This window comes from Phaeospirillum tilakii (assembly GCF_042683125.1).
Lineage (GTDB): Bacteria > Pseudomonadota > Alphaproteobacteria > Rhodospirillales > Magnetospirillaceae > Phaeospirillum > Phaeospirillum tilakii.
The window spans coordinates 1-24617 of the sequence record NZ_JBHUIY010000045.1; the positions used below are offsets into that span (position 1 = coordinate 1).

At 68.8% G+C, this 24617-nt stretch carries 20 protein-coding genes; 11 read left to right on the forward strand and 9 right to left on the reverse strand.

Annotated features, from left to right (window positions below; genetic code table 11):
- Window positions 1-527, forward strand: a 527-nt coding sequence (locus tag ACFSNB_RS16410) for a cobalamin B12-binding domain-containing protein (RefSeq protein WP_377318523.1), incomplete at its 5' end; no start/stop codon positions are given.
- Complete coding sequence (gene scpA / locus ACFSNB_RS16415) at window positions 527-2728, forward strand: methylmalonyl-CoA mutase (protein WP_377318525.1); 2202 nt, start codon at window positions 527-529, stop codon at window positions 2726-2728. The genes ACFSNB_RS16410 and scpA, both read left to right, overlap by 1 nt.
- 337 nt (window positions 2729-3065) lie before the next feature.
- Here scpA and ACFSNB_RS16420 read toward each other — a convergent pair whose 3' ends face one another.
- Window positions 3066-3419, reverse strand: coding sequence for an acyl carrier protein (locus ACFSNB_RS16420; RefSeq protein WP_377318527.1), 354 nt, complete (start codon window positions 3417-3419; stop codon window positions 3066-3068).
- Between the two features lie 603 nt (window positions 3420-4022).
- Here ACFSNB_RS16420 and ACFSNB_RS16425 point away from each other — a divergent pair.
- Both ACFSNB_RS16425 and ACFSNB_RS16430 read left to right on the forward strand, forming a co-directional pair.
- Window positions 4023-5162, forward strand: a complete 1140-nt coding sequence (locus tag ACFSNB_RS16425; RefSeq protein ID WP_377318529.1) for a patatin-like phospholipase family protein — start codon at window positions 4023-4025, stop codon at window positions 5160-5162.
- A gap of 139 nt (window positions 5163-5301) precedes the next feature.
- On the forward strand, window positions 5302-6819 hold the full coding sequence (locus ACFSNB_RS16430) for a methyl-accepting chemotaxis protein (RefSeq protein WP_377318531.1): 1518 nt from the start codon (window positions 5302-5304) through the stop codon (window positions 6817-6819).
- A 164-nt stretch (window positions 6820-6983) separates the two neighbouring features.
- Here the strand turns inward: ACFSNB_RS16430 and tpiA are convergent, their stop codons facing one another.
- Window positions 6984-7745 (reverse strand): triose-phosphate isomerase, encoded by a 762-nt coding sequence (gene tpiA / locus ACFSNB_RS16435; RefSeq protein WP_377318533.1) that lies wholly within the window; start codon window positions 7743-7745, stop codon window positions 6984-6986.
- Between the two features lie 139 nt (window positions 7746-7884).
- On the opposite strand from tpiA, the gene ACFSNB_RS16440 reads away from it, so the two are divergent.
- Entirely contained in the window at window positions 7885-8316 is a 432-nt protein-coding gene (locus ACFSNB_RS16440) for a response regulator (protein ID WP_377318535.1), read from the forward strand.
- Window positions 8317-8436: 120 nt separating this feature from the next.
- Here ACFSNB_RS16440 and pufA read toward each other — a convergent pair whose 3' ends face one another.
- Both pufA and pufB read right to left on the reverse strand, forming a co-directional pair.
- Entirely contained in the window at window positions 8437-8601 is a 165-nt protein-coding gene (gene pufA / locus ACFSNB_RS16445) for a light-harvesting antenna LH1, alpha subunit (protein WP_377318537.1), read from the reverse strand.
- Window positions 8602-8668: 67 nt separating this feature from the next.
- Entirely contained in the window at window positions 8669-8809 is a 141-nt protein-coding gene (gene pufB / locus ACFSNB_RS16450) for a light-harvesting antenna LH1, beta subunit (RefSeq protein ID WP_377318539.1), read from the reverse strand.
- A 268-nt stretch (window positions 8810-9077) separates the two neighbouring features.
- Between pufB and ACFSNB_RS16455 the strand changes: the two genes are divergently transcribed.
- The 5 genes from ACFSNB_RS16455 to ACFSNB_RS16475 all read left to right on the forward strand — a co-directional run bounded on the left by ACFSNB_RS16455 (window position 9078) and on the right by ACFSNB_RS16475 (window position 13986).
- Window positions 9078-11117 (forward strand): 3'-5' exonuclease, encoded by a 2040-nt coding sequence (locus ACFSNB_RS16455; protein ID WP_377318541.1) that lies wholly within the window; start codon window positions 9078-9080, stop codon window positions 11115-11117.
- 134 nt (window positions 11118-11251) lie between these two features.
- Entirely contained in the window at window positions 11252-11677 is a 426-nt protein-coding gene (locus tag ACFSNB_RS16460; protein ID WP_377318543.1) for an RrF2 family transcriptional regulator, read from the forward strand.
- 70 nt (window positions 11678-11747) lie between these two features.
- The gene (locus ACFSNB_RS16465; protein WP_377318545.1) at window positions 11748-12527 is read left to right on the forward strand and encodes a PleD family two-component system response regulator; all 780 of its coding nucleotides are present in this window, start codon (window positions 11748-11750) and stop codon (window positions 12525-12527) included.
- 145 nt (window positions 12528-12672) lie between these two features.
- A complete protein-coding gene (locus ACFSNB_RS16470) occupies window positions 12673-13140 on the forward strand; it encodes an Hsp20 family protein (RefSeq protein ID WP_377318547.1) in 468 nt (155 codons plus the stop codon).
- A 339-nt stretch (window positions 13141-13479) separates the two neighbouring features.
- Window positions 13480-13986, forward strand: a complete 507-nt coding sequence (locus ACFSNB_RS16475) for a helix-turn-helix domain-containing protein (RefSeq protein WP_377318549.1) — start codon at window positions 13480-13482, stop codon at window positions 13984-13986.
- On the opposite strand, the gene ACFSNB_RS16480 is transcribed toward ACFSNB_RS16475, so the two are convergent.
- A complete protein-coding gene (locus tag ACFSNB_RS16480; protein WP_377318551.1) occupies window positions 13934-14866 on the reverse strand; it encodes a cation diffusion facilitator family transporter in 933 nt (310 codons plus the stop codon). The two genes, ACFSNB_RS16475 and ACFSNB_RS16480, sit on opposite strands and share 53 nt — an antisense overlap.
- Window positions 14839-15426 carry a pyridoxamine 5'-phosphate oxidase gene (gene pdxH / locus ACFSNB_RS16485; protein ID WP_377318553.1) on the reverse strand — a complete coding sequence of 196 codons (588 nt, stop codon included), beginning with the start codon at window positions 15424-15426 and terminating at the stop codon, window positions 14839-14841. The genes ACFSNB_RS16480 and pdxH overlap by 28 nt, the downstream gene beginning before the upstream one ends.
- Before the next feature lie 253 nt (window positions 15427-15679).
- On the opposite strand from pdxH, the gene ACFSNB_RS16490 reads away from it, so the two are divergent.
- Window positions 15680-16612 carry a DnaJ C-terminal domain-containing protein gene (locus ACFSNB_RS16490; protein ID WP_377318555.1) on the forward strand — a complete coding sequence of 311 codons (933 nt, stop codon included), beginning with the start codon at window positions 15680-15682 and terminating at the stop codon, window positions 16610-16612.
- Window positions 16613-16792: 180 nt separating this feature from the next.
- On the opposite strand, the gene ACFSNB_RS16495 is transcribed toward ACFSNB_RS16490, so the two are convergent.
- The 3 genes from ACFSNB_RS16495 to ACFSNB_RS16505 form a co-directional block, all read right to left on the reverse strand.
- On the reverse strand, window positions 16793-18169 hold the full coding sequence (locus tag ACFSNB_RS16495; protein ID WP_377318561.1) for an efflux transporter outer membrane subunit: 1377 nt from the start codon (window positions 18167-18169) through the stop codon (window positions 16793-16795).
- Between the two features lie 170 nt (window positions 18170-18339).
- Window positions 18340-21441 carry an efflux RND transporter permease subunit gene (locus ACFSNB_RS16500; RefSeq protein WP_377318557.1) on the reverse strand — a complete coding sequence of 1034 codons (3102 nt, stop codon included), beginning with the start codon at window positions 21439-21441 and terminating at the stop codon, window positions 18340-18342.
- Complete coding sequence (locus ACFSNB_RS16505; protein ID WP_377318559.1) at window positions 21442-24492, reverse strand: multidrug efflux RND transporter permease subunit; 3051 nt, start codon at window positions 24490-24492, stop codon at window positions 21442-21444.
- Window positions 24493-24617: the final 125 nt, after the last annotated feature.

Here is a 24617-nt window from a genome sequence, read left to right on the forward strand (position 1 = left end):
CCCCCGCCAGCCGCCGCGCCGCCGCCCATCCGGCGCCGCGCCCGGCGGTGACCCGCGCCCCGCTGCCGCGCCACCGCCTGGGCGAGGCGTTCGAGGCCCTGCGCGACGCCGCCAGCGCCTTCCGCGCCAAGCACGGGGCGTGGCCGCGCCTGTTCCTCGCCAATCTCGGCCCGGTCGCCAGCCATACCGGCCGCGCCACCTACGCCAAGAACTTCTTCGAGGCGGGCGGGATCGAGACCCTCGGCAATACCGGCTTCGCCACCCCGGAGGAGGCGGTCGCCGCCTTCCAGGCCAGCGGCGCCACCGCCGCCTGCCTGTGCGGGGCGGATGCCTTCTACCAGGAGCATGCCGAGGCCTTTGCCCAGGCGCTGAAGGCGGCCGGAGCCAAGACCCTCTACCTCGCCGGCAATCCGGGCGAGGCCAAGGCGGCGTGGCAGGCCGCCGGCATCGATGATTTCATCTTCGTCGGCGGCGACGTGCTGGGCACGCTGCGCGCCGCCCATACCCGTCTCGGAGTTTGTGCGTGATGGCGACCTTCCCCGATTTCTCCACCCTGCCGCTCGGCGGCGGCGCGGCGTCCGGCGATCTCGCCGACTGGCAGGCCCGGTTCCAGGCCGAAACCGGCGAGGATCCGGCCTCCCTGCTGTGGCACACCCCGGAGCGGATCGACGTCAAGCCGCTCTACAGTGCTTCCGACCTCGACGGACTCGACCATCTCGCCACCCTGCCCGGCCTGCCGCCGTTCCTGCGCGGGCCCTACCCGACGATGTACGTCAACCAGCCCTGGACGGTGCGCCAGTACGCCGGCTTCTCCACCGCCCAGGAATCCAACGCCTTCTACCGCCGCAACCTCGCCGCCGGGCAGAAGGGCCTGTCGGTGGCGTTCGACCTCGCCACCCATCGCGGCTATGATTCCGATCACCCCCGCGTCACCGGCGACGTCGGCATGGCCGGGGTGGCGATCGATTCGATCCTCGACATGAAGACCCTGTTCGACGGCATCCCGCTCGACCAGATGAGCGTGTCGATGACCATGAACGGCGCCGTGCTGCCGGTGCTGGCCGGCTACATCGTCGCCGCCGAGGAACAGGGCGTCAGCCCCGACAAGCTGTCCGGGACCATCCAGAACGACATCCTCAAGGAGTTCATGGTCCGCAACACCTACATCTATCCGCCCAAACCCTCGATGCGGATCATTTCGGACATCTTCGCCTTCACCGCGCAGAACATGCCGAAATTCAATTCGATCTCGATCTCGGGCTACCACCTCCAGGAAGCCGGGGCCACCGCCGACCTCGAACTGGCCTACACCCTGGCCGACGGCGTCGAATATGCCCGCGCCGGCATCGCCACCGGGATGAGCATCGACCAGTTCGCCCCGCGCCTGTCGTTCTTCTGGGCGATCGGCATGAACTTCTTCATGGAAGTGGCCAAGATGCGCGCCGGCCGCATGCTGTGGGCCAAGCTGATCAAGCAGTTCGACCCCAAGAGCGACAAGTCGCTCAGCCTGCGCACCCACTCGCAGACCTCGGGCTGGAGCCTGACCGCCCAGGACGTGTTCAACAACGTCTCGCGCACCTGTATCGAGGCGATGGCCGCCACCCAGGGCCACACCCAGTCGCTGCACACCAACGCCCTCGACGAGGCGCTGGCGCTGCCGACCGACTTCTCCGCCCGCATCGCCCGCAACACCCAGCTGTTCCTCCAGCAGGAAAGCGGCACCTGCCGGGTGATCGATCCGTGGGGCGGCAGCTACTATGTCGAGCGGCTGACCCGCCAGCTCGCCGAGCGCGCCTGGGCCCATATCGAGGAGGTCGAGCAGAACGGCGGCATGGCCAAGGCGATCGAGACCGGCATCCCCAAGATGCGGATCGAGGAAGCCGCCGCCCGCACCCAGGCCCGCATCGATTCCGGCCGCCAGACCGTGGTCGGGGTCAACAAGTACCGCGTCGAGGACGAGGCGCCGATCGAGGTGCTGAAGGTCGATAACAGCGCGGTCCGCGCCGCCCAGATCGCCCAGTTGCAGAAGCTGCGCGCCGAACGCGACGGGGTGCGCTGCCAGCAGACCCTCGACGCCCTGACCAAGGCGGCCGAAACCGGCGAGGGCAACCTGCTCGCCCTGTCGGTCGAGGCGATCCGGGCCCGGGCCACCGTCGGCGAAATCTCCGCCGCGCTGGAAAAGGTCTATGGCCGCCACAAGGCCGAGATCCGCACCATCTCCGGCGTCTATAGCGGCGAGATCAAGAGCAAGGGAGCCGAGCGGGTGAACAAGGTTCAGGCGATGGTCAAGGCGTTCGAGGCGCTCGACGGGCGCCGCCCCCGCATCATGGTCGCCAAGATGGGCCAGGACGGGCACGACCGGGGCCAGAAGGTGATCGCCACCGCCTTCGCCGACCTCGGCTTCGACGTCGATGTCGGACCGCTGTTCCAGACCCCGGAAGAGGCGGCGCGGCAGGCGGTCGAAAACGACTGCCACGTCATCGGCGCCTCGTCGCTCGCCGCCGGGCATCTGACCCTGGTGCCGCAGCTCAAGGCCGAACTGGCCAAGCTCGGCGCCGAGGACATGATGATCGTGGTCGGCGGCGTGATCCCGCCCCAGGACTGGGACGAGCTGTATCAGGCCGGCGCCTCGGCGATCTTCCCGCCCGGCACCGTCATCAGCGAGGCCGCCGAAGGGTTGCTGGTCAAGCTGGCCGAGCGGTTGGGCTATCCGCCGCTGGCGGCCTAGCGTCGGCGTCTCGGGAAACGGGGAACGCCGGCCGGGGGGAATGCCCCCCGGCCGGCGTTTTTTGTGGGCGCCGCCCACACCCGCCAAGGGCCACAGGCCCTTGGAACCCTTTACAGGGCGGCGCTGTAGGGCAACGGGGTCCAGGCGTAGCCGCTGGCATCAGCACGATCAGGAATGAAAACCGGACCGGCGTCCTTCTCCTTGAGCGACACCGCGACCCGACGCGACCGAGATCTTGATCCCCGCATCGCCGCCGCCGAACGACAAACCGACGGGTTCCAAGGGCCTTGCGGCCCTTGGCGGGTGTGGGCAGCGCCCACGTTTTTTTTCTGAAACCCTACCCCCCCACCTGGGCGCGGGGGTTGAGTCCGGCTGCGCGGGTGGCGAAGTCGGCACCGAGGAAATCCGGTTGCTTGTACAGCCCGTGCAGCCACGCCGCCAGCATGCACAGTTCCTCGAACTTGACCAGTTCGTCGAGGGTGCCGGGCGGGAACTTGATGGCGAAGCAGCCGGCGATGATGTCGAGCACCTCCTCCACCTGTTCGGTGCCGAGGCCGATGTCGGATTCGATGCTGGCGTTGCGGGTCAACTGGGCTTCGTCGATGCCGTAATCGTCGCGGATCAGTTTCACCACCCAACGAAACATGTTCATCCAGTTCTTGACCTCGGAAATGTCGCGATCAAAGGCCATCGGCGTACCTGCGCATCTGTGGGTTCCCCTCGGTCCAGGCTGTGGCGACGGCCGGCGTCCGTCCACCCTCCCCTGATGACAAAGGTTGGGATTGTCCGACCGGAAAGGAAGAGCGTCCGCCCTCGGCGCGGCGCCGACGGCGCCAGAACTCTTTCCATTGGATGATGCTAATTGAATGTTTTTAGCGCCAAGGGTGCAATCGATCCTGGGTAAAGTTTCTTGACCAAAGACCAAGACATGCCGGGGACGAATTTCGTACCATTGTAAGAATAAGGGCTCTTTAAACCTAAGGATAGGCCCGCTTGATTCTTTGACTCTTTCAAAGCGAGTCGCTACCTTTATCCTCATTCCCTCATCGCGAACCAACCTGACCATACCATCGAAGGGGTCTTTGCAATTTGTTTCCGGACCGCCCCTGCGGGCGCCCTGTCGGTCCGCAAGCGTCGAAACGGGTAGGCTCACCGGTTTAGGCACGCAATCGGACAATACTTTTGTCTAGGGCGCGACCATGACCACCTTGGGTTCGCCGGAAAGGGGTACCCTATGACCTTCGATAATGTTATAAGCTTTCCAGAAATATTAAATTTATAATTGAGGCCCGCCATGACCGACGCTTTGCCGCATTGGCACGCCAAAACCCGCCTTTTCCGTGAGAACCGCAGCAAACAGACCGAGATCAACCGCGCCGAGGCCGATCCGACCAGCCGCACCGCGCTGGTGCTGAGCGGCGGGGCGCCCAATGCCGCGCTGATGGCCGGCGCGCTGGTGGCCTTCGCCGAAGCCGGCGTGACCTTCGACGTGGTGTCCGCCTCGGGCGCGGGCGGGCTGATCGGCCTGCTGTGGCTGGCGCCGAAGAACGGCGACCCGGTGGCGGCGCTGACCGGCTGGCTCGACGCCTATGTCGATGACCGGATCTACGATCTGTTCCCGGTCGATTACAAGGTGTTCTTCAAGCCCGGCCCCGCCGCCGAGGCCTATCGCGCCCTGCTCGCCGCCAATCCCTGGCTACAGGCGGCGCGCGAGATGCCGCTGCCCGATCCGTGGCGGCGGCTGTGGCGCGACTGGTTCGATCTGGTCGGCGCCACCTTCAGCCCCAGCGATCTTTCCCCCAACTCGCCCGGCCTGTGCGCCCGGGTGCCGTGGGCCGACACGCTGGTCGATTTCGAGCGGATCCGCCACATCGCCCCGCATTTCTATCTCAACGCCTACAACGTCACCCGCCACCGGGTCGATAATTTCCGCAAGGACCAGATCACGCTGGACCATTTCAAGGCGGCGTTCGCCTTTCCCTTCATCTATGGGCCCTATTCGATCGGCGAGGACACCTATTACGAAGGCGCGAGCCAGGATTGCCTCAATTTCAAGGACCTGACCGAGCGCCATCCCAATCTCGACACCATCGTGGTGTTCGACCTGCTCGGCAAGCACGAGCTGATCCGTCCGCCGCGCGACCTTTACGATTCCTGGGTGCTGTCGATGATCATCCCGCTGGTCGCGGTGGCCGAGGACGATCTTGAGCTGTTCAAGCTCAAGCACCTTGAAAACGTCAAATCCAGAAGCGAGCACCACAAGCTGGACCTGCTGGAGATGCCGTTCGACATCCCTCCGGAAAAGATGGAGACCGTGCTCGACTGGTCCTATTCCAACGGCCGCGACCTGTTCGACATCGGCCGCGCCTCGGCGCGCCGGTTTCTCGCCCAGCATCCCGAACTGCTGCCCGCCACGCGCAAGGGGAAGAAATGACCCGAACGGCGGGTCCGCGCCCGCGCGCGACAGCATCTCCGTTTTCCGCCGGGGTGGCGGCCCCGCGTGAGCGCCGCCCCGTTGTTCCCCTGCCCCCGGCCGCAGCTTCCGGCCGCGACGCGACCCGATGAGGAGCATCATGACGTTCGTCGACCTGTTCACCAAACGGGCCCCCACCGCCAATGCCAGCCCCAGCCTGCCGGTCGAGCCGGTGGTCGCCGCGCCCCGCCCGGCCGAGCCGGTCGGCGGCGGCCACGGGCTTGATTCCGACACCATCCAGCGCACCATCAAGGCGATGGCCGAACGGGTCGGCCGATTGGGGGTCGAGGCGATCGAGATCGACGGCCGGGTCGATCAGGTCGCCGCCCGTGGCCTCAGCCGCAAGCAGGATCTGGAGACGGTGGTCAGGTCGGTCCATGAGATGGCCGAGGCCAACGTCCGCATCAACGATCTATCGGTGGCGACCAAGACGGCGATGGGCAGCGTCGCCGGAGCGATGGACGAGGCCCGGGCCACCTCGCAGGCCGCGCTGCATACCATCGAGGGGCTGGTTGAGGGGATCGGCCACATCGAAGGCAAGCTCCCCGACCTGCAAAAGTCCCTGAGCGAGGTCGCGGCGGTGTCGAAGGACATCCAGAAGATCGCCGGCCAGACCAATCTGCTGGCGTTGAACGCCACCATCGAGGCGGCACGGGCCGGCGAGGCGGGCAAGGGCTTCGCGGTGGTGGCGGGCGAGGTCAAGGACCTGTCGCGCCAGACCGCCAACGCCGTCACCACCATCCAATCGACCCTGGCCACGCTGGGCAGCCTGATCGACACCCTGATCGCCGAATCCCGCGCCGCCTCGACGGTGGCCAGCTCGGCCCGCTCCGGCAGCGGCGACATTGGCGGCGCGGTGACCCGGATCGAGCAGGTCAGCCACGAGCTGGCCCAGGTGCAGAGCCAGGTCGATTCGATCGTCGATGCCGCCGCCCGCAACCGCGAGCAATGCGCGGCGATCGGCGAGGCGATCGATCTGATCGAGGAAACCACCAAGGCCTCGGTCGAGGACATGGAGGCGGTCAAGCAGCGCACCGCCAACCTGCTCGAAATGAGCGAGGACATGATCACCCTGACCGCCGAGGCCGGGATCGAGACGGTGGACAGCCCGTTCATCAAGATCGTCACCGAACGCGCCCGCCAGATGTCTCAATTGCTGGAACAGGCGGTCGAGCGCGGCGAGATCGGCCTCGACGCCCTGTTCGACACCAATTACCAGCAGGTGCCCGGGGTCGAGCCGCCGCATTACGTGGTGCGCCACACCGACTACACCGCCCGCGTCCTCGGCCCGATCTGCAACGAGGTGGTCAATGCCTCGCCCGACATCCTGGCCTGCACCCCGGGCGACATGAACAATTACTACCCGATCATCAACGACGCCTTCGCCAAGCCGCCGACCAGCGACCCGGTGTGGAACGCCGCCAATTCGCGCGCCCGCACCAAGCAGCTCGACCGCACCTCGCTCAACCAGATGAAGTCGAAGAAGTCGTTCCTGCTCCAGACCTATCGCCGCAACATGGGCGGCGGCCGCTTCGACCTGATGAAGAACATCTCCTCGCCGATCATCATCAAGGGCCGGCAGTGGGGCATCCTGCGCATCATGGTGCGGGTGCGCTGAGTCGAACCAGGGCGCATCGAAGGTGGGCTCTGCCCACACCCGCCAAGGGCCGCAAGGCCCTTGGAACCCTTTCCTTGTCCTTCACGCGCCCGACCATCAAGGGGATCCAAGGGCCTTGCGGCCCTTGGCGGGTGCGGGCGGAGCCCGCCTCTATCCCCGGCCGCTCAGAGCCCGGCGCAGGCGATCGCCCAGAAATCGGCGGCCTTGAGGCTGGCCCCACCGATCAGCCCGCCATCGACATCGGGCAAGGCCAGCAGGTCGGCGGCGTTGTCGGGCTTCATTGAGCCGCCATAGAGGATCCGGGTCGCGGCCGCCGCCGACTCGCCCAGCAATTCGATCAGTTCGGCGCGCAGGGCGGCATGGACCTCCTGGGCCTGGGCCGGGGTGGCGACCCGGCCGGTACCGATCGCCCACACCGGCTCGTAGGCGATCACCACCGTGGCCGGGTTGGCGCCATCGGGCAGCGAGCCGCGCAACTGGCCCAGGGTGACGTCGAGGGTATGGCCGGCCTCGCGCTCGGCCAGGGTTTCGCCGACGCAGACGATCGCGGTCAGCCCGGCCGACAGCGCCGCCTCGGCCTTGGCCTTGACCAGGGCGTCGCTTTCGCCATGGTCGGCGCGCCGCTCGGAATGGCCGAGGATCACCGCGCCGCAGCCGAGATCGGCCAGCAGCGGGGCGGCGACGTCGCCGGTATGCGCCCCCGACGGCGCGGGATGGCAGTCCTGGGCGCCGATCTCGATTTCGCTTTTGGCCAGCGCCGCCGCCACCGGGGCGATCAGCGGGAAGGGCGGGCAGATCAGCAGATCGCGGTCCGGACGGGGACCGGCGGCCCAACGCGCGGCGAGATCACGGCCGAGGGCGACCGAATCCGCCAGCAGACCGTTCATCTTCCAATTGCCGGCGATCAGGATACGTCGGTTGCTCATCGGATTTTTCTCCCCCAGGGTTCCCTGCGGATATACCATTCCCGCTGCCCGCTCCCAACCAAAACCGCTGAGATCATGGCGCCCGCCGGGCAGAACGCAACACTTGCCGCAGCGCACGCGGGCCTGATAGGTTGCAGACATGGCGCAGTCTTTTGTTGTTCTGATGGTCGATGACGACCCCGGCGACGCCGGGCTGGTGCGGGCCGCGGTCGCGTCGGGAACCTATCCCTGCCGCTTCGACCACGCCGGCGACGGGGTGGTCGCGCTGGAACGCCTGCGCAGCGACGCCTCGAACGGCCACCGCCCCGATCTGATCCTGCTCGACATCAACATGCCGCGCAAAAACGGCCATCTCGTTCTCGGCGAGATCAAGGCCGATCAGGCCCTGTGCGACATTCCGGTGGTGATGCTGACCACGTCGGACGCCGAGCGCGACATCGCCGCCGCCTACCGCGCCGGGGCCGCCGGCTATGTCACCAAGCCGGTCGATGTCGATGCCCTGTTCGCCGCCATCCGCAGCATCCAGGATTACTGGTTCGGGGTGATGCGCCTGCCCAGCCGCCGCCCCTGACTGAGGGTCGGCCTTGCCGCCCGTCGGCGCGGACCGTTCAGACAATAAAAAACGGACGGCGCCAGGGGAACTCCCCGGCAGCCGTCCGCTTTTGGTCGCAGACCTGCAACCGTCGCGAAATTACTTCGCGGCGTGCTTGGCGGCGCCCAGGGCAATCCAGTTGAAGCCCGGCGCGGCCAGGACGGCAGCGTGGACCGCGATCGCGACGACGGTCGCGACAACCCAGATCACGGGCAGCCAGGTCGACGGATTGATGACCAGCCAAATCTTGTGTTCGTCGCCCATAATTTCCCCCTAAGGAAAAGAGATAATTCGATCAAACCAGATCAGATTTGAACCCGAAGGGCTCAGATCAGAACCAGGGCTTCCAGATCCACACCAGGACGTGCGCAACGGCAGCGATGGCGAGGAAAGCGGAGAAGGTGGTCTTGAACTGGTTGTGGACCGCGACGGCTTCTTCGACGGTCAGGCCCGACAAGCTATTCTCAGCCATTTTCAGTACTCCAGCGTTGATGAAGAGGAGTGGCTCACGACCCCCGTGACCACCGGACCTCATTAACGGGCTGTAATGTTGCACCGGCCGACCCGCCTGTCAAACCCAATTTGCGCGCCGAAAAGGTATTTTGTCTCCCCATCATCCTGGACCATTTTTCCGTTGCGGCGACGGGAGGCCGGGAGAGCGCGAGGGGGGGGTGTCCGGTTGCGGCGAAGGCGGGGGACGGGGTAACCTGTCATCCGATCCCAGCATGGAGGCTTCGGCGGTGGCGATCCGGTGGCGCGGCCCCTTCCCCTGGCTGGCCGGCGCGTTCGTCGCCAACGCGGCGGCGGTGATCCTGGCCGCCCGCGCCCTCGCCGCCGCCCCCCTGACCGGCGATTCGCTCACCGCCCTGACCCTGGTGGCGCTGGCCGGGGCGGCGCTGCTGTTCGTGGTGGCGTGGAAGGTGATCGACGCGCTGGTGATGCGGACGCTGCGGCGGATGGCGACCGAGGTGCGGGCGATCGCCTATGGCGGCGACCGCCCCGGGCTCGATCCCGCCGCCTATGCGATGCTGTCGCCGCTGCCCGAGGCGGTCAACGAGATCTGCGCCCGGATGATGCGGGCCAAGACCGAGCTGGCCTCCGGCCTCGCCACCGCCACCCGCCGGGCCGAGGACAATGCCCAGCGCCTTGCCGCGATCCTCAACGACCTCCAGGAAGGGGTGGTGGTCTGCACCCAGCGGCACGAACTGGTGCTCTACAATACCGTCGCCTTCGACCTGCTCGGCCCGACCGCCGACCTCGGCCTGGGCCGCTCGCTGTTCGAGACCCTGGCGCGCGAGCCGGTGGTGCGGACCATCGAGCGGCTCGGCGCCGATCCCGACGGCGGCGGCCGCGGCGTCCCCTTCCTGGTCGGCACGGTCGAGGGCCGCCTGCTGCTCCAGGCGCGGATGAGCCTGATCCGGGCCGGCGGCGGCGCGCTGGCCGGCTATGTCGTCACCCTGGTCGATGCCGCGCCGCAACTGGCCAGCCTGAGCGGACGCGAGGCGCTGCGGCGCGAGATCGCCGCCGGCATCGAGGCGCCGCTGGAGCGGATCGCCGCCGCCCTGGCCGACGCGCCGGCGGTCGAGGCCGCGTGCCACGCCGCCGGACAGGCGCTGCGGCGGGCGGTCGCGGGCTATGATCGCCTGCTGGCGGGCTGGTGGCCGAGCGGCGACCTGCTCTCGACCGACCTGCTGTCCGATGTGCGCGACCGTCTCGACACGGCGCCCGCGGTCACCGTGGTCGGATTGCCGGTCTGGCTGCACGCCGAGCCCTATTCATTGACGCTGGCGCTCGAAGACCTGGTCCGCCATGTCGCCGCCCACACCGGCGCCGGGGCGTTCGACCTGTCGGCCGGCCGCGACGGCGAGGCCGCCTGGATCGAGATCCGCTGGCCGACCGGCCCTTCCCTGCCCGCCGTCGCGATGGAGCGCTGGCTCGACCTGACGCTGGCGGCGCTGGGCGGCCTGACCGCGCGCGCCCTGCTTCCCGCCGGCCCGAACGGTGAGGGCGGCCCGGCCTGCGGCGCGGACGAAGCCGGCGGCGGCTGGGTCCGGCTGCCGGTCGAGCCGGCCCGCGCCAGCGGCGCCCGATCCGGCCCGCCGCTGCCGGCCCGGCCGGAATTCCATGATCTCGGCCTGCTCGAACTGCCGCGCGACACCGGGGACCTCGGAACCAGACCGCTGAAATCGCTTGATTTCGTGGTGTTCGACACCGAAACCACCGGCCTCGCCCCGTCGCAGGGCGACCGCATCGTCTCGATCGCCGGGGTGCGGATCGTCAACGGGCGGATCCTGTCGGGAGAAAGCTTCAGCCGGGTGATCCATCCCGGCCGGCCGATCCCGCCCGAATCGGTGCGCTTTCACGGCATCACCGACGCGATGGTCCAGGACAAGCCGCCGGCGCGGGTGGTGCTGCCGCAGTTCCGCGCCTATGTCGCCGGAGCGGTGATGGTGGCCCACAATGCCGCCTTCGACCTCAAGTTCCTGGAGGTCGAAACCGCCGGCAGCGCGGTGCGCTTCGATGGTCCGGTGCTCGATACCATGATCCTGTCCGACTTCCTCGACGGCCCCGACGCCGGCCATTCGCTCGACGCGATCTGCGCCCGCTACGGCATCCCGCTGACCGACCGCCACACCGCCCTGGGCGACGCGATGGCCACCGCTGCGGTGCTGCTGTGCCAGCTCGACGCGCTGGAGGGGCGCGGCATCCTGACCCTCGATCAGGCCGCGCGCAGTCTCGACCTCGCCCGCGTGCTGCACGAACGCCAGCGGGTGCTGTAAAAGAAGAAAAAGCGGGCTCTGCCCGCCCCCGCCAAGGGCCGGGGGCCCTTGGAACCCGTTCCGTGCCGCCCTTGACCCCACCGCGCCGTTCCGCCAGCATGAACCGCCCCGATATTGCGCGGATTCCGGAAACGATGCGTCTCACCCTGCACACCGATTATGCGCTGAGGGTTCTGATCCATGTCGGATTGCACGAAGGCGATCTGGTCACCGTCAACGAGATCGCCGAATGTCAGGGGATCTCCAAGAATCATTTAACCAAAGTCGTGCATCATCTTGGCCGCGCCGGCTATCTCGAGACGGTGCGGGGCAAGCATGGCGGTGTCCGCCTGCTCAAACGGCCGGAGCAGATCCGCCTCGGCGCCTTGATCCGCTCGACCGAGGAGGATTTCGCCCTGGTTCGCTGCCTGCGCGAGGAGGAAGAAGCCGACCCCTGCCGGATGGGAGGGCGCTGCCTGGCCTACCAGGCCCTGGCGGCCGGTCTGACCGCCTTCTTCGCCGAACTCGACCGCTACACCCTCGCCGACGTGCTGGAGCGACAGCGGGAGGCGGCACAATGAGGGCGAATCTTTTCGTTCGACATAGCTAGGTGTATAACTTTAGGCATGAATTGCTTCGCGGAGTCCCCCAATGCCCGTTACCGCCGCCGATAACGAAAACGAACTGCGTGTCATCAACGAGTTCCTCGACGAGTTGCGCGACACCTCCAGTCAGCTTCAGGTTCTGCTCGGCAACCTGCGTTCGCGCAGCATTTCCACCCAGGACGGGCTGGCCACCCTGAAGCGCGAGGCCAGCAACCTGCGCAGCCATGCCCACGGCCTCAACCTGCCGATGATCAAGCTGGTGACCCACCGGCTCGACGAATATGTCGGCGAACTGAAGGATCTGGACGACGCCGAGATCGACGAGATCCAGGTGTTCATCGACCGGATCGAGAAGCTGGCCGACGGCGAGGCGGTCGATGAATCCGACGCCCCGGCGGTGATCCGCGCGCTGCCGGCCAAGCGTCCGGCCGACATCGATTTCGGCAAGATCGAGAAGAAGAACGTCGAGATCCTTCTGGTGCTGCCGGAACGGGCGATGGCCCACATCGTCGAGCGCGAACTGGCCAATTGCGGCTACCGCACCTCGGTGGTGCGCGATGCCTTCGTCGCGCTCGAAACCGTGGTGCGGACCCGGCCCGACATGGTGCTGGCCTCGATGGAACAGGGGCTGCTGACCGCGATCGACCTCGGCTGCGCCCTGGCGGCGATGCCGACCACCGAGGGCATCCCCTTCGCCGTGCTGACCAGCTACGAATGGGGCAGCCCCAAGCTGCGCGGCCTGCCGCCCCGCGCCGCCCTGGTGCGCAAGGGGCCGCAATTCTCCGACGACCTCGCCGAGACCCTGGCCCGGTTCGAGATCACCTGAGCGATTTTTTTCCGTTTTCCTCCCCTTGACGGTGCTGGCCGCCGCCCCAGATTTTTCGGGCGCGGTCGCCGTCATGGGGCCGACGCCGGCGGCCCGCCAGGGGCGGGTCGCTGCGATCTGGTTGCTTCGCAAAGGAGAACTGGTCATGCGTACCTTCGACCTTACCCCGCTGTTCCGTTCCACCATCGGGTTCGATCATCTTGACCGTGTGCTGGAAGCCGCCAGCCACGTCGATGAATCCGCCCTCGCCTATCCGCCCTACAACATCGAAAAGCTCAACGAGGACCGCTACCGCATCAGCATGGCGGTGGCCGGCTTCTCCGACTCCGATCTCGAAATCACCGCCAAGGGCAACACCCTGCTGATCGCCGGCAAGGCGCGCAAGGAGGAAGCCCCGGTGCAGTACCTCCATCGCGGCATCGCCGGCCGCTCGTTCGAACGGCGCTTCGAGCTGGCCGACCATATCCGGGTGGCCCAGGCGTCGCTGCAGAACGGCCTGCTCCACATCGATCTGGTGCGCGAGATCCCCGAGGCGATGAAGCCCCGCACCATCGCCATCACCAGCGCGGCCCCCGCCCCCGCGCCGCAGATCGTCGACGGCAAGGCGGCCTGATCATCCTTTCCCGGCCGGGGATCGCCCCGGCCGGGCCTGATCGCGGCAGGCCGCGCGCCCGCCGGTGCATCAGCCCAGGGGGCGCCTCCCCGTGGCGAACCCGCACCGGGCCGCTGGCCCATCCCCCCGATTTTCACTGTCTTGACTGACGCGACCGTGGCCCGGCAAGGGAGACCGGCGGCGCCTCCGCGCCGGGACGGTCCGGGCCGGCAGCGACATCCTATGGTTTTTATACCTCACTCAGAAATCCATTGGGTTGCCCATACCAGCAAAATACGACTTGAAGGTTTCGGCAAACGGTCTAAAACCGAACAGGCGCAACCTCAACGGATAACCGCCGTGTCGAACACCCGTCTCTCCAGCCATGGCCGCACGCGCTCCGGACGGCCCAATCCGATCGACGTCCATGTCGGGGAGCGGCTGCGGCTGCGGCGCATGCTGCTCGGTCTCAGCCAGGAGGCGCTGGCCGGCCAGCTCGGCCTGACCTTTCAGCAGATCCAGAAATACGAGAGCGGCACCAACCGGATCGGCGCCTCGCGGCTGTACGATCTCGCCCGGGTGCTGGAGGTGGCGGTCGATTATTTCTACGAGGAGATGCCGCCCCAGGTCAGCGCCGCCAGTCCGCGCCACCTGACCCGCGCCGAGATCGATCCCGACCTGCCGGCGTCGGTGCCGCTCAACAGCCGCGAGGCGCTCGACCTGATCCGCACCTACTATCGCATCCCCGATCCACGGGTGCGGCGCCGGGTCAGCGAACTGGCCCGGGCGCTGGGGCCACAGGACGAGGGCGACCTCACTCGGGGAGCGGATGTGGTTCCGCCAGCCCGTCCGGATCCTGGTGAATGATCACCTCGAAGCGGGGGAACTCGGCCAGGATCGCCGCCTCGACCTGATCGGCGATGCGGTGGGCCTCGACCAGCGGCAACTGGCCGGGCAGCACGAGATGAAGCTGGATGAAGCCCTGCCGCCCCGAACTGCGGGTGCGCAAATCGTGCAGCCCGATCACCTCGGGATGCGCCACCGCCAGGGCGCGGATCCGCTGCCGCTCCGGCTCGGGCAGTTCCTGATCCATCAGCGTCGCGATCGCGCCCCGGGCGATGCCGCCGGCGCTGACCATCAGCCAGGCGGCGATGCCGATCGCGAACAGCGGGTCGGCCAGGGCCCAGCCGGGCCCCATCGCCAGCAGCAGCGACAGGATCACGCTGAGATTGAGGGCAACGTCACCGGCGTAATGGAGCGAATCCGCCCGGATCGCCAGCGAGCGGGTCCGCGCCACCACCCGGCGCTGGAACGCCAGCAAGGCGAGGGTGGCGAGGATCGACACCCCCATCGCGGCGATGCCCCAGCCGCCATGGCTGACCGGGACCGGATGGACCAGCCGGCCGAGCGCCTCGCTCGCCAGCAGCCCGGCCGAACCGAGGATGAAGGCGGCCTGCCCCAGCCCGGCCAGCGCCTCGACCTTGCCGTGGCCGAAGCGATGGTCGCGGTCGGCCGGCTGCAACGCCTGCCGCACCGCCGCCAGGGTCAGCACCGAGGCGGCCAAATCGATGGTCGAATCGATCAGGGTGGAGAGCAGCGCCACCGAATCCGTCGCCAGCCACGCCGCCAGCTTGGTCGCGATCAGCAGCGCGGCGGTGGCGGTCGAGGCATAGGTCGCCCACCGCATCAGCCGGGCCTCGGCGGCGGGATCGACCCCGGTTACGGGAACAGGCTGAGCTGGCGCCATCCCCCCTCTTCCTTCAGGAACACCTGACGGTCATGCAGCCGGAAGGCGCGGTCCTGCCAGAACTCGATCCGCAGCGGCACCACCCGGAAGCCGGACCAGTGCGGCGGGCGCGGCACGCCGCCGATGCCGAAGCGGGCGGTGGCCTCGGCGATCCGCCGTTCCAGTTCGAACCGGCCTTCGAGCGGGCGCGACTGGCGCGAGGCCCAGGCGCCGATCTGGCTGGCGCGGGCACGGCTGGCGAAATAGGCGTCGGCCTCCTCGGGGGTGACCGGCTCGACCTTGCCTTCGACCCGGACCTGCCGCTTGAGGCTTTTCCAGTGGAAGCACAGCGCCGCCTGGGGATTGGCGGCGAGGTCCTCGCCCTTGCGGCTTTCGAGATTGGTGTAGAACACGAAGCCGCGCGGATCGACCGCCTTCAGCAGCACCATCCGCACCGCCGGCCGGCCGGTGGCATCGGCGGTGGCCAGGGCCATCGCGTTGGGGTCGTTGGGTTCGCTGGCCGAGGCTTCGGCCAGCCAGGCTTCGAAACGGGCAATCGGATCGGTTGGATCGGCGGACATCGCGGTTCGGATCGTGACTGGGGGAGGACGGAACGGCCGGAACGACCGCCCGTCCACCATGCCCCAATTCCCCCGCCCGGGATAGACGTTCGATGCCATCCCTCCCCTGCGCTTTTTCCCGGGGGAGAGGATTGGCGCGGAAACGGAATCCCGTGTGGTGGAGTCCGACGACTTTCCGTAACATGCCCCGACCGCGGGGACCGCACCCTCCCCGCTCCCCCCTGTGTTCCTCGATGATGCGGACGCCGAAACCGTGAAAGATCCCTACGAAATTCTGGGCGTGACCAAAGGCACCTCGGACGAAGACATCAAGAAGGCCTACCGAGCCCTGGCGCGCAAACTGCACCCCGATCTCCACCCCGGCGACAAGAAGGCCGAGGAACGGTTCAAGGACGTCTCCGCCGCCTATGATTTCCTGTCCGACCCCACCCGGCGGGCGCAGTACGATTCGGGCGAGATCGACGCCTCGGGCGCGCCGCGCCGCCAGCGTTCCTCGTGGAATCCCGGCGGCGGCGCCGGCGATTGGGGCAGCGGCTGGGGCTCATCGAAATCCTCGGGCTTCTCGTTCGGCGACGCCGACGACATCCTGGCCGAGATGCTGCGGCGCAAGGAGCGCGGCCGCGCCCAGGCCGAGGCCAACCGCCGCCACCATATCGGCGAGGTACGCCATTCCCTCACCGTGAGCTTCGCCGAGGCGGCGCTGGGCGCCACCAAGCGGGTAACCCTGATCACCGGCCGCACCGTCGAGGTCAAGATCCCGCCCGGGGCCACCGACGGCCAGACCCTGCGGCTCAAGGGCCAGGGCCAGCCGGCCGGCCCGACCGCCGCGGTGGTCCCCGACGCCTTCATCGACCTCAAGGTCGAAACCGACCCGTTCTTCACCCGCCGCGACCAGGACATCCTGCTCGACCTGCCGATCTCGGTGCAGGAGGCGGTGCTGGGCGGCAAGGTCACCGCGCCGACCATCGACGGCAAGGTCAGCCTGACCATCCCGCCCGGCTCCAACAGCGGCGCGGTGCTGCGCCTCAAGGGCAAGGGCATCCCCGGCGCCAACGGCGTCCGCGGCGACCAGCTCGTCACCCTGCGGGTGGTGCTGCCCGAGGACGATGCCGAGTTCAAGAAGCTGGTCGAGAAATGGGGCCCCCGCCACGGCTACGACCCCCGCGCCCGCGCTGGCATGGCCTGACGAGACGTCCAGACGCGGGCTCTGCCCGCACCCGCCAGGAGCCCGCGGCTCCTGGACCAGCCTCAATGGTCGGGAGCCCGATCAGCCTTCAGCTTGGGCTCTGGTGCCGGCCGCACACGACAAACCGAAGCAGGTCCAGGAGCCGCTGGCTCCTGGCGGGTGCGGGCGGAGCCCGCGTTTTTATTCCTGATTTTTCCCCGACCACCCTCCGCCCAGGGCATTGAACAGGGTCACCGCCGCCTTGAGGCGGGCGGCGCGGGCCTGGGCCAGGGCGTCCTGGGCGGTGAACCAGGTCTTCTGGGTATTGAGCACGCTGCTGATATCGACCGTGCCGCCGCTCATCAGGTCCTGGGTCAGGGTGAAGGCGCGGCGGGCGGTGGCCTCGGCGGCGATTTCGGCCTGTTCCTCCTCGCTGGTCTTCTGCAAGCCGACCAGGGCGTTCTCGACATCGGAAAAGGCCGAATAGACCGTCTTGCGGTAGGTCTGCACCAATTGCTCGCGGATCGCCTTCTTCTGCTCGACGGTGCCGGCGATCTTGCCGCCGTCGAACAGCGGCACGGTCAGGCTGGGGCCGATCGAGGCCAGCAGGCTCTGGTGGGTCATCATCTTGGCCAGATCGACGCTCTGGAACCCGGCCTGTCCGGTCAGCGAAATCGAGGGAAACCACGCCGCGCGGGCGACGGTAACGTCGGCATTGGCGCCGCGCAGGTTGGCCTCGGCCGACAGCACGTCGGGGCGGCGGGCCAGCAGTTCGGACGGCAGCCCGGGACCGACCGCCGGCACCCGGACCGCGTCGATGGTCTCGGGGGCGAGATCCAGCGCCTCGGGCAACTGGCCGACCAGGATCGCCAAAGCGTTACGCGATTGCTGGAGGCTCTGCTCCAGCGGCGGCACCGTGGCGCGCTGGGTGGCGACCACGCTTTCCTGCTGGGCGACGTCGAGCGAGGTGGCGGTGCCGGCGGTGAAGCGGTCGCGGTAGACCGCCAGCACCGCCTCGGCATTGGCCAGCGATTCGCGGGCGAGGCGCAACCGTTCCTGGGTGCCGAGGATGTCGAAATAGGTGCTGGCGACGCTGGCCTGCATCGACAGCACCGCCGTCTGGTAATCGAAGCCCGAGGCGTCGAGCAGGGCCTGGGCGGATTCGACCCCGGCCTGGTTCTTGCCCCAGAAATCCAGTTCGTAGCTGGCACCGAGGGTGGCGGAATAGGACGAGGAATAGACCGGCTTGCGCGCGGTGGCCGAGGGCGAGGCGGTCATCGAGGCGCGCTGGCGGGTGCCGCTGGCATCGGCGGTGAGCTCGGGCCACAGGCTGGCCCCGGCTACCCGCAACTGGGCCTGGGCGGCGCGCAGCTTGGCCACCGCGACGGCGAGATCGAAATTGTCGGCGCTGGCCTGCGCCATCAGCCGGTCGAGCTGGGGCGAGCCGAAGCCGCGCCACCAGTCCGGCGCCGGCCAGACGGCGGCGCGCTCGGCCGCGCTCCACGCCGCCGGGGTCGGGGTTTCCGGGCGCTGGTAGGGGTCGCCGATCGAGCAGGCCGACAACAGCGCCACCAGCACCAGCGCCAAGCGGGGCTGCCGCCCCGCACCCCGCTTGGGGCGAGGCCCCAAACCCCCTTCCTTTTCAAAAATAAAGGGGGGTCGGGGCATCGCCCCGGCTGGGCCGGCGGGCGGCAGCCCGCCTAATTCATTGGCAGGCGGGCGAAAGCCCGACAGGGACCGATCCGGCATCAGGGCACGACCTCCTCGTTGCGGCCCCGCCGGGTGCGCCACCAGCGGGACAGCCGGGCCAGGGTAAGGTAGACCACCGGCGTGGTGAACAGGGTCAGCATCTGCGACAGCAGCAGCCCGCCGACGATGGCGATGCCGAGCGGCTGGCGCAGCGCCCCGACTGGGCCGCCGGCCACCGCCAGCGGCAGGGCGCCGAGCAGCGCGGTCAGGGTGGTCATGGTGATCGGGCGGAAGCGGATGCGGCAGGCGGCGGCGATCGCCTCGAGCGGGGTCGCCCCGGCGCGTTCGGCGGTGATGGCGAAATCGACCAGCAGAATGCCGTTCTTCTTGACGATCCCCATCAGCAGGAACACGCCGATCAGGCTGATCAGGGTCAGTTCGGTCCCGGTCACCAGCAGCGCCAGCAGCGCGCCGAGCCCGGCCGACGGCAGGGTGGACAGGATCGTCAGCGGGTGCAGCACGCTTTCGTACAGGATGCCTAGGACGATGAAGATCGTCAGCAGCGCGGCGGCGATCAGGATCGGCTGGTCGCGGGCGGTGTCGGCAAACGCCTTGGCATTGCCGGCCGGGACGACGTGCAGGGTCGGCGGCAGGCCGATGTCGCGCGCCGCCTGGGTCAGCAGCGGCTCGACCGCGCCCAGCGCGGTGCCGGGGGTGAGGTTGAGGCTGATCGTCGCCGCCGGGAACTGGTCGCGGTGGGCGACCGAGACCGGGTCGGCGGCGGGCTCGAACCGGGCCAGCGCGTCGAGCGGCACCAGGGTGGTGCCGTCGCTGCTCTTGACCCACAATTGATGCAGCGAAACCGGGCTTTCGGTGTGACGCCGATCGACCTCGAGCACCACCTTGTACTGGTTGCGCTGGGTGTACATCGTCGCCACCTGCCGCTCGGCCAGGGCGTCCTGGAGGACCTGATCGACGGTGTTGACATCGACCCCGAGCCGGGCGGCGGCGTCGCGGTCGATCACCACCTTGGCCTGCGGCATCAGCTTGTCGAGATCGCTGGAAATGTCGGTGAGCTGCGGCTCCTGCTTCAGCCGTTCGATCAGCTTCGGGGTCCAGTCGCGCAGATCGTCGAGCGAATCCGAAACCAGGGCGAACTGAAAGTTGGCGCGGCCGCGATTGCCGCCGACGCGGATGTCCTGGCCGGGCTGGAGGAAGGCGGTGACGCCATCGACCCGGGCCAGCTTGGGGCGCAGGCGGTCGATCACCTGCTGGGCGCTGACGCCGCGCTGCTCGATCGGCTTGAGGCCGATGAAGATCCGGCCCTGGTTGTTGAGCCCGCCATCGCCGCCGCTGCCGATGAACGAGGCCAGCCGCTCGACCGCCGGGTCGGACAGGATCACCTCGGCCACCTTCTGCTGGCGCTCGGCCATGGCGCGAAAGCCGATATCGACCCGGGCCTCGACCGAGGCGAAGATCATCCCGGTGTCCTGCGGCGGGAAGAACCCCTTCGGCACCGCGCCATAGAGATGGATGGTCAGGCCGATCGCGCCGAAGGTCACCCCCAGCATCAGCCAGGGATGGGCCAGGGCATGGCGCAGCAGGGCGAGATAGAGCCGCTGCGCCCCCACCATCGCCGCCTGCCCCGCCCGCGCCGGCCAAGCCGGCCGCCGGCCGGGATCGGCCCGCCGCATCAGATGGCCGAACAGGGTCGGCGTCACCGTCAGCGACACCAGCGCCGAGGCGGCGATCGCCACCGCCAGCGTCACCGCGAATTCGCGGAACATCCGGCCGACGATGCCGCCCATGAACAGCAGCGGGATGAACACCGCCACCAGCGAGACGGTGATCGACACCACGGTGAAGACGATTTCGGACGCGCCCTTGCGGGCGGCGGTCAGCGGGTCGTCGCCGGCCTCGATGTGGCGGGCGACATTCTCGATCATCACGATGGCGTCATCGACCACGAAGCCGACCGAAATGATGATCGCCATCAGCGAGATGGTGTTGAGGCTGTAGCCGAGCAGGGCCATCGCCGCGAAGGTGGCGGCGAGCGAAAGGGGCACCGTCACCGTCGCCGCCAGGGTCGGCGTCGCCCGCCCCAGCGTCAGATAGACCACCATCACCACCAGGATCACCGAGATCAGCAGGGTGGTCTCGACGTCGGCCAGGGTGGCCTTGATGTTGCCCGAGCGGTCCATCGTCACCGCCACCTCGGTGCCGGCCGGCATCCAGGCGCGCAATTGCGGCAGCAAGGCGTGGATCCGCTCGGTGGTCTCGATCACGTTGGCGTTGGGCTGCTTGCCGATGATCACCAGCACCGCCCGCTCGTGGTTGTACCAGCCGGCCTGCCGCACGGTTTCGACCGAATCCGTCACCTCGGCGACATGGGTCAGGCGCAGGATCGCCCCGTCCTGGGCACGCAGGATCAGGGGGGCGTGCTCGGCGGCGGTGCGGAGCTGGTCGTTGGTGGCGATCGTCATCGCCTCGCGCCCGCCATCGAAGCTGCCGAGCGGATTGGCGACATTGGCCGCGGCCAGGGTGGCGCGGACCTCCTCGAGCGACAGGCCGAGCGCCGACAGCCGGGCCGGATCGACCGCCACCCGCACCGCCGGCTTGTCGCCGCCGCCGAGGAACACCCGCCCCACCCCGTCGATCTGCGAGATGCGCTGGAGCAGGATCGCGTCGGCGGCGTCGTAGATCTGGCCCGGGGCCAGGGTCGAGGAGGTCACCGCCAGGATCATGATCGGCGCGTCGGCCGGATTGAACTTGCGGTAGGTCGGCGGGGTGGGCAGATCGACGGCGAGGTCGGCGCGGGCGGCATTGAGCGCGGCCTGAACGTCCTGGGCGGCGCCGTTGATGTCGCGCGACAGGTCGAACTGGACGGTGATCGAGGTCGAGCCCTGGTTGCTGGTCGAGGTCAGCTCGGTGACGCCGGCGATCTCGCCCAGGCGGCGCTCCAGCGGCGCCGCCACCGTCGCCGCCATCGTCGCCGGGCTGGCCCCGGGCAGGCGGGCCATCACCATGATGGTGGGGAAATCCACCGCCGGCAGCGGCCCGACCGGCAGCCGGCCGAAGGCGACCAGACCGGACAGCAGCAGCCCGAGCGCCAGCAGCAGGGTGGCGACCGGACGCGCGATGAACAGCCCGGACAGCCCCATCTATCCCCCCTTCTTCCGCAGCCGGTCGAACAGCAGATAGATCACCGGGGTGGTGTAGAGGGTCAGCAACTGGCTGAGCAGCAGGCCGCCGACGATGGCGATGCCGAGCGGCCGGCGCAGCTCGGCCCCGGTGCCGGCATCGAGCGCCAGCGGCAGGGCGCCGAGCAGCGCCGCCATCGTCGTCATCATGATCGGGCGGAAGCGCAGCCGGCAGGCCTCGCGGATCGCCTCGAACGAATCGAGCCCGCGCCGCCGCTCCGCCTCCAGCGCGAAATCGATCATCATGATCGCGTTCTTCTTGACGATCCCCATCAGCAGCAGGATGCCGATCAGCCCGACCAGCGACAGATCGTGCCCGGACAGATCGAGCGCCAGCAGGGCGCCGATCCCGGCCGAGGGCAGGGTCGACATGATCGTCACCGGGTGGATGAAGCTTTCATACAGCACGCCAAGCACGATGTAGATCACCGCCAGGGCGGCGAGGATCAGCCAGACCTCGCCGTCGAGCGAAGAGCGGAACTCGGCGGCGTCGCCGGTGAAGTCGCCGGCCACCGCCACCGGCAGGCCGATCTCGGCCCGCATCGCCTCGACCGCCGCGATCGCCTGCCCGAGCGAGGCGCCGGGGGCGAGGTTGAAGCTCAGCGTCACCGCCGGGAACTGGTCCTGATGGGTGATCAGCAGCGGCGCGGTGCGCCGGGTCACCGTCGCCAGCGCCGACAGCGGCACCAGCGCCCCGTTCGAGGAGCGCAGATAGATCGCGCCCAGCGCCTCCGGCCCCAATTGGTACTCGGGGGTGACCTCGAGGATCACGTGGTACTGGTTGACCTGGGTGTAGATGGTCGAGATCTGGCGCTGGCCGAAGGCGTCGTAGAGGGTGGCGTCAATGGTCTGGGGCAGCACGCCCAACCGGCCGGCGCGGTCGCGGTCGATGCGGATGTCGGCCACCAGCCCGCCATCCTGGGCGTCGGAGGCGACGTCGGTCAGCAGGGGCGAGGCCCGCATCCGCTCCATCAGTTTCGGCGCCCACGCCGCCAGTTCGAGCGGATCGGCGTCGGACAGGGTGTACTGGAACCGGGTGCGGCTGGCGCGCGGGCTGATCTGGATGTCCTGGGCCGGGCGAAGATGGACCTCGACCCCGTGCAGGCCGGCGAGCCGGGCCGACAGGCGGGCGATCACCGCCTCGACCGGCTCGCCCCGCTCGCGCCGGGGCTTCAGCACGATCGACAGGCTGCCGGTGTTGGCGGTGGGATTGACCGGGCCGACGCCGAGGAACGAGGCCACCCCCGACACCGCCGGGTCCTCGCGCGCCAGATCGGCCGCCCGCCGCTGCAACTCGGCCATCGCGGTGAAGGAAATGGTCGGCGGCGCGTCGGTGGTGGCGACGATCAGGCCGGTATCCTGGGTCGGCAGGAAGCCCTTGGGCATCGCGCCATACAGCACCACCGTGCCGACCAGGGTCGCCAGCGCCACCAGCAGGGTGGCGCCCTGGCGGCGCAGCACCCAGTCGAGCGAGCGGGCATAGAGCGCGGCCAGGGCCAGGAACAACCGGCCGGAGCGGGCCTCGCCGGCGCCGCCGCGCAGGAACTGGCCGCACATCATCGGGGTCAGGGTCAGCGACACCAGCGCCGACACCGACACCGCCACCGTCAGGGTCAGGGCGAACTCGCGGAACAGCCGGCCGACGATCCCTTCCATGAACAGCAGCGGGATGAACACCGCCACCAGCGACACCGTCAGCGAGACGATGGTGAAACCGATCTCGCGCGCGCCGGCCAGCGCCGCCTCGAACGGACTCAGCCCCTTTTCGACATAGCGAACGATGTTCTCGATCATCACGATCGCGTCATCGACGACGAAACCGGCCGAGATGGTCAGCGCCATCAAGGAAAGGTTGTCGAGCGAAAAGCCGGCCAGCGCCATCACCCCGAAGGTGCCGATCAGCGACAAAGGCAGCGCCACCGCCGGAATCAGGGTGGCGCGCGGGCTGCGCAGGAAGCCCCAGATCACCCCGATCACCAGCAGCACGGTCAGGGCCAGGGTGAATTCGACGTCGGCGACCGAGGCGCGGATGGTCTCGGTGCGGTCGGCCAGCACATCGACCGCGATCCCGGCCGGCAGCACCGCCAGCAGATCGGGCAGCCGCGCCCGCACCCGTTCGACCGTTTCGACCACGTTGGCGCCGGGCTGGCGCTGGATGGTGACGATCACCGCCGGATGGCCGTCATGCCAGCCGGCGACGCGGGCATTCTCGACCCCCTCCACCACCTCGCCGACGTCGCGCACCCGCACCGGGGCGCCGTTGCGCCACGCGATCACCTGATCGGCATAGCCGCGGATTTCGGTCAATTGGTCGTTGGCCCCGACCGACAGCGCCTGACTCGGCCCGTCGAAGCTGCCCTTGGGCAGGTCGGCATTGGCCTTGGCCAGCGCGCTGCGCACCTCCTCGAGGGCGAGGTCGTAGCCGGACAGCCGGGCCGGATCGATCCGCACCCGCACCGCCGGGCGCTGGCCCCCCTCGATCAGCACCCGCCCCACCCCGGAAAGTTGCGACAGCTTCTGCGACAGCAGGGTGTCGGCGGCATCGTTGACCGCGGTCAGCGGCAGGGTGTCGGATTGCAGCGCCAGGGTCAGGATCGGCGCGTCGGCCGGGTTGACCTTGGCGTAGGCCGGGGGGTAGGGCAGATCCTCGGGCAGCACCCCGCCGGCGGCGTTGATCGCCGCCTGGACGTCCTGGGCGGCGACGTCGATTTCCTTGTTGAGGGCGAATTGCAGGGTGATCAGGCTCAATCCCTGCGACGAGGTCGAGGTCATCGTCGCCAGCCCGGGAATCAGGCCGAACTGGCGTTCGAGCGGGGTGGTGATCAGGCCGGCGATGGTCTCGGCGCTGGCCCCCGGCAGCCGGGTGGTGACCTGGATGGTGGGGAAATCGACCTGGGGCAGCGCCGACACCGGCAGCAGCCGAAAGCCGAGCAGCCCGCCCAGCACCACCGCGAAGGCCAGCAGCCACGTCGCCACCGGCCGGCGGATGAACGGCTCGGACAGTCCGGTCATGCCCGCCTCCTCCGTCCGGCGTCAACGCTCACGGCGCCGCGCCCCCGGCCTCGGCACGGGCGGTGCGCGGCGCGGCCTCGGCCGGCACGGCGGAAGCCGGCCACGCCGAGGCCGGCGGCGGCGGC

Coding starts and splice junctions, on each gene's coding strand:
- scpA (WP_377318525.1), top strand. CDS start 527: ATGGCGACCTTCCCCGATTTCTCCACCCTGCCGCTCGGCGGCGGCGCG.
- ACFSNB_RS16420 (WP_377318527.1), bottom strand. CDS start 3,419: ATGGCCTTTGATCGCGACATTTCCGAGGTCAAGAACTGGATGAACATG.
- ACFSNB_RS16425 (WP_377318529.1), top strand. CDS start 4,023: ATGACCGACGCTTTGCCGCATTGGCACGCCAAAACCCGCCTTTTCCGT.
- ACFSNB_RS16430 (WP_377318531.1), top strand. CDS start 5,302: ATGACGTTCGTCGACCTGTTCACCAAACGGGCCCCCACCGCCAATGCC.
- tpiA (WP_377318533.1), bottom strand. CDS start 7,745: ATGAGCAACCGACGTATCCTGATCGCCGGCAATTGGAAGATGAACGGT.
- ACFSNB_RS16440 (WP_377318535.1), top strand. CDS start 7,885: ATGGCGCAGTCTTTTGTTGTTCTGATGGTCGATGACGACCCCGGCGAC.
- pufA (WP_377318537.1), bottom strand. CDS start 8,601: ATGGGCGACGAACACAAGATTTGGCTGGTCATCAATCCGTCGACCTGG.
- pufB (WP_377318539.1), bottom strand. CDS start 8,809: ATGGCTGAGAATAGCTTGTCGGGCCTGACCGTCGAAGAAGCCGTCGCG.
- ACFSNB_RS16460 (WP_377318543.1), top strand. CDS start 11,252: ATGCGTCTCACCCTGCACACCGATTATGCGCTGAGGGTTCTGATCCAT.
- ACFSNB_RS16465 (WP_377318545.1), top strand. CDS start 11,748: ATGCCCGTTACCGCCGCCGATAACGAAAACGAACTGCGTGTCATCAAC.
- ACFSNB_RS16470 (WP_377318547.1), top strand. CDS start 12,673: ATGCGTACCTTCGACCTTACCCCGCTGTTCCGTTCCACCATCGGGTTC.
- ACFSNB_RS16480 (WP_377318551.1), bottom strand. CDS start 14,866: ATGGCGCCAGCTCAGCCTGTTCCCGTAACCGGGGTCGATCCCGCCGCC.
- pdxH (WP_377318553.1), bottom strand. CDS start 15,426: ATGTCCGCCGATCCAACCGATCCGATTGCCCGTTTCGAAGCCTGGCTG.
- ACFSNB_RS16500 (WP_377318557.1), bottom strand. CDS start 21,441: ATGGGGCTGTCCGGGCTGTTCATCGCGCGTCCGGTCGCCACCCTGCTG.
- ACFSNB_RS16505 (WP_377318559.1), bottom strand. CDS start 24,492: ATGACCGGACTGTCCGAGCCGTTCATCCGCCGGCCGGTGGCGACGTGG.